4 protein-coding genes are annotated in these 3,736 nt (G+C 65.9%); all 4 read right to left on the bottom strand.

All coding sequences use genetic code 11. The annotated features are described in order from the left end of the window. Positions 1–159: 159 nt before the first annotated feature. Positions 160–939, bottom strand: coding sequence for a homoserine kinase (locus QOD90_RS07905; RefSeq protein WP_526348365.1), 780 nt, complete (start codon positions 937–939; stop codon positions 160–162). Between the two features lie 56 nt (positions 940–995). Continuing rightward, positions 996–2,066, bottom strand: coding sequence for an anthranilate phosphoribosyltransferase (gene trpD, locus QOD90_RS07900; RefSeq protein ID WP_526348363.1), 1,071 nt, complete (start codon positions 2,064–2,066; stop codon positions 996–998). Between the two features lie 9 nt (positions 2,067–2,075). Continuing rightward, positions 2,076–2,315: a WhiB family transcriptional regulator gene (locus QOD90_RS07895; protein ID WP_526348361.1), complete on the bottom strand. Its 240-nt coding sequence runs from the start codon at positions 2,313–2,315 to the stop codon at positions 2,076–2,078. 215 nt (positions 2,316–2,530) lie between these two features. Then, on the bottom strand, positions 2,531–3,736 hold a 1,206-nt coding region (locus QOD90_RS07890; protein WP_526348359.1), incomplete at its 5' end, for a (Fe-S)-binding protein.

Genomic DNA, 3,736 nt, shown 5'->3' with positions numbered 1-3,736 from the left:
TCGAGCGGATGGCACACCGAGTAACTGTCTCGTGGTGCTACGGACGGTGGTGCTGGCCGATCGATGAGGTGCCGGAGGTGGTCGGACGAGTCCACCAAGAGCTGTCATCCGAATCCGACCTCGCGGCCTAGGCCGGTCAGAGCTCGATGAGGGCCCCCGCTAGTCGTCGGATTCGATGACTGCGCCCTCGTGATCGATGCGCAGCACCTTCGTATGACCGTCGGCGGGCATTCGCGCGGCGAGCTCGTCGGCGTCGTCGTATGGGCACATTGCCGCGACGGTCGGCCCGGACCCGGACAACCAGCAGCACCAGGCTCCCGCCTCGAGGGCCAGCCGCATCGCCAGCTTCGACGGTTCAGCCGAGGCAAGGCGTCGATCCTGATGGAGTCGGTCCTGTGTCGCACTACGCAGCGCGCTTGTGTCGCCCGCAGCCAGCGCAGCCACCAGCAAGGCCGTCCGGCCGATGTTGAACACCGCGTCGCCCAGCGGTACGTCTCGGCCCATCTTGGTACGCGACTCGTCGGTGGACGTCGTGAACGACGGGATCCACACGACGACAGCCGGGTCGAATGCGAGGGGGATGCGCACAGCGCGGCCGTCGGCCGTGGCGACGATGCCCCCGAACAGTGAGGCGGCAGCATTGTCGGCGTGGCCTTCGAGCTCGGCGGCCAGCGCCAGCATCGTCGGTGCACGGTCAGCCATGAGGTCGGGATCGCTGCCGTACCGCTGGGCGTGGGCAGCGACGATTCCGGCGATGCGCACCGAACCGCTGAACCCGAGACCACGACCAACTGGGATCGGGGAGCACACCCACAGATCGCCTTCGCCACCGGCGCGCCGGAAGGCGATGCCGGCCGGGTGGAACTGATCGATCCGTTGGGCGCGAGCAGGTACTTCGCCCTCGATCACCCCGGCCTCGACATGTAGTGACAGCGCCATGCCGAGCGTGTCGAAACCGGGTCCAAGGTTTGCCGAAGACGCCGGAACGCGAACGATCACGGTTGGTCAGACTGCACGTCGGCCGCGACGGCCTGGGATTCATGCACCCAACGGTCGAGGGTTCGCGCGGCGTGTCCCTCGTCGATCGACGATGTCGCCAGCACCACACCCTCCTCCAGGGAATCGACAACGCCCGCCACGACAAGACCGGCAGCAGCGTTGAGCAGGACGATGTTGCGATGTGCGCCGTGCTCGCCCTTCAGCACCCTGCGCACGACCTCGGCATTCTGCGGTGGGGTTCCTCCGACCAGTTCGTCGGAGATCGCCGGGGCGAAGCCCAGAGCGACCGGGTCGACGGTGAACGTGCGAACGTTGTCGTCGTCGAGCGCCAGTACGGTCGACGTGCCGGTGGTGGTCAACTCGTCGAGGCCGCCGCCGTGCACCACCCATGCCCGCTCGGAACCGTGCAGACGCAGCGAGGCCAGCATCCGCTCGGCGACCAAGGGGTTGGCGACCCCGATCAGTTGGCGGCGGACCCGGCCGGGGTTGGCCATCGGGCCGAGGAGGTTGAACACGGTTGCAATGCCGATCTCCCGCCGACTTGGCGCGGCGAACCGGAACGCTGGATGGAACTTTGGCGCCAGACAGAAGCCGATCCCGACCTCTTCCACGCATCGCAAGACCCCCTCGGGCGACAGCTCGATGGCAACACCCAGCTCCTCCAGAACGTCAGCAGCCCCGCACTGCGACGACGCTGCCCGCGCCCCGTGTTTGCACACCGGCACGCCGGCCCCCGCGACCACGATCGCCGCCATCGTGCTGACGTTGATCGAATGGCTGCGGTCACCGCCCGTGCCGACGATGTCGACGGCTCGCGACCGCAGTTCCTCGCTGAGCGGCACCAGAGATGCTGCGTCGAGCACGGCGTCGAGGAGTCCGCTCAACTCCTCAGGCGTTTCTCCCTTGGCGCGCAACGCGACTACGAACGCGATGAGCTGGGCTGCGGTGGCATCGCCCGAGAGAATCGTCGCCATAGCGGCGCGGGCGTGGGACGCTGGAAGATCGCGACCCTCTACCAACTCGATCAAGAGCGCGGGCCAACCGCCCAGGTCCGCGAGTTCGCTCATCGGTTCAGGTTACGCGGTGCGACGACGTTGGCGGATCATCCGCCTGCGCTCGCGCTCCGTCGCCCCACCCCAAATTCCGGCCTTCTCGCGCGCTTGCAAGGCGTGCTCGAGGCAGGCGATGCGCACATCGCACCCGGCACAGACCGCCTTCGCTTCCAATGCCAGATCGTCGTCGTCTGGGTAGAACATGGCCGCCTCTAGCCCCCGGCATGCCCCCAACTCTCGCCATACGATCTCTTTGACCGACACGACTGATGTTCTCCTGAGTTTTGGCCCCACTGACGGTAGATCACCGTTTCAGCGCGCGTGAATCTAGGCTCACTTGGCCGTTTTGACCAGACCCTTTTTCAGGAAATCGTCAGGAATGTGTAACGATTGTGCGCGCGCAGTCGCCGCGGAGGTCGCTCATCAGCTCACTGACGGTGGCCGGGGAACGCTCCGTCTGCTCCGAGCACCGCTGGCGTTCATTTCGGCGGAACCTCCTCGGCGATCCCGTAGGCGCGCGCGATCAGCTGGATGGGGTGTAACGGCTCTTCACCCGTCTGCTCGGTGATGGCCGTGTTGGCAAGATGGCAATCGCCGGCCACGACGTCACCGTCTGCCTCTCGGATCAGGTCGGCGAGCTTCCCGGCGATCGACACGCTGATCCCGGCGTTCTCAGCCCGAAGCCCCCACATCCCGTCGATCCCACTGCATTGCTGGACGAGGGTCACCTTGGCGCCGGTCAACTTGATCAGGTCGCGACTCTTGAGGCCGATGTTCTGGGCACGCAGGTGGCAGGGGGTGTGGTACGTGACGGTTTCCGGGATCGAGCCCTGGAAGTCGGTATCGAGGCCGGTGTCGTCGGCCTTGTGGATCTTCATCAAGTACTCGGCTGCGTCGTAGGTGTGCTCGGACACCAGTTTGGCCTCGGCACCGCCGACGTAATCGATGTAGTCCTTCTTCAACACGTAACCGCAGGTCGGCTGAGGCACCACGATGTCGTGGCCCCGCCGCACCGATACGGCCAGCGCCTTGACGTTCTTCTTCGCAACCTTCGTGAACTCCTCGACGTCGCCGCTGTGCAGCCACGGCGCACCGCAACACCCTGCTCCGTCGGCGAGCGTGCACTCGATGCCGTTGCGTTCGTACACCTTGACGAGGTCGTGCCCGATCGACGGCTGTTGGTACTCGACCAGGCACGTCGGGAAGATAGCCACGCGACCCTGCCGCTTGTTCACGCGCACCCGTGGGCGCCGTTTGAACCAGGTCGAAAAGCGCTGCCGAGTGTACGGCGGCAGCAGTCTCACGCTCGACACGCCGGTCGCCACCTCCATCGCCTTGCGAACGACGGAGCCCTGCTTGGCGCCGATCAGCTTGTTGGCGGCCGGCGCCGCGAGCGTGGCGGCCTTGCCGATCAGATCTGTGTGCCCCATGACCGTGTCGGTAACCCGCGAGCGGATGCCGAACTGCCCTGTGGCGTGGCGCATGGCATCGGCGCGCAGCATCAACCTCGGGAAGTCGATCGCCCACTCATGCAGCTCGGGGGTGTACGGGCAGTTGATGTAGCAGAGCTTGCATTGGAAGCACTCGTCGACCACCCGGTCCTGTTGCGCCGGTGTCAATCGGCCGGCGTCTTGATCGTCGTGACGATCGATCATCTCGAACAGCGTGGGGAACGAGGTGCAGAA

Source organism: Mycobacterium sp. (assembly GCF_032161845.1).
Taxonomy (GTDB): Bacteria; Actinomycetota; Actinomycetes; order Mycobacteriales; family Mycobacteriaceae; genus Mycobacterium.
This window is presented reverse-complemented; position numbering and strand designations above follow the sequence as displayed.

Excerpts from the sequence above, each read along its gene's own strand:
- trpD (WP_526348363.1), bottom strand. The coding sequence starts at position 2,066 with ATGAGCGAACTCGCGGACCTGGGCGGTTGGCCCGCGCTCTTGATCGAG.
- QOD90_RS07905 (WP_526348365.1), bottom strand. The coding sequence starts at position 939 with ATGGCGCTGTCACTACATGTCGAGGCCGGGGTGATCGAGGGCGAAGTA.